The 689-nt window shown below is 75.0% G+C and carries 1 protein-coding gene; it reads right to left on the bottom strand.

All coding sequences use genetic code 11. The features are described 5' to 3' along the window. Positions 1-40 precede the first annotated feature (40 nt). On the bottom strand, positions 41-689 hold a 649-nt coding region (locus FOE67_RS27680; RefSeq protein ID WP_182667545.1), incomplete at its 5' end, for a FecCD family ABC transporter permease.

Genomic DNA, 689 nt, shown 5'->3' on the forward strand with positions numbered 1-689 from the left:
GTGGTCGACCCCGACGGGGACGGAGGGGAGGGGGAGGCGTTCACAGGCGACCCGCCCGGCGCTCGACGGCCAGCAGCCACAGCAGGTAGCCACCGCCCAGGATGCCGGTCACGGCACCCACCGGCAGCTGTCGATCCCCGAAGGCGACCTGCGCGGCCAGATCGGCGGCGCACAGGACCAGGGCCCCCATGGCGGCGGCGGGCAGCAGGTTCGGGCCGGGGGCCCGGGTGAGCCGACGGGCCAGTTGCGGGGCGGTGAGCGCCACGAAGGCGATCGGTCCCGCGGCGGCGGTGGCCACGGCGGTCAACAGCACCGCGCCCAGCAGCACCACCAGGCGGGTGCTCTCCGGGCGGACGCCGAGGGAGGAGGCGGCGTCGTCGCCCATCTCCAGCAGGGTCAGGCGCCGGCCCCGGGAGAGGATGAGCGGCACCAGCACGGCGCAGGCGATCAACAGGGGCCACAGGTGCGCCCAATCCCGCCCGTTGAGGGAGCCGGTGATCCACAGGACGGCCCGGGCCGCGTCGACGATGTCGGCGCGGGTCATGAGGTAGCCGTTGACGGCGGTGAGGATCGCGGCGACACCGATGCCCACCAGCACCAGGCGGTAGCCGTGGACACCGCGTCGCCAGGCCAGCAGGTACACCAGGACGCCGGTCAGCAGCCCGCCCGCCACCGCACCGAGGGAGACC

It is taken from the genome of Streptomyces calidiresistens, from assembly GCF_014141525.1.
GTDB lineage: Bacteria > Actinomycetota > Actinomycetes > Streptomycetales > Streptomycetaceae > Streptomyces > Streptomyces calidiresistens.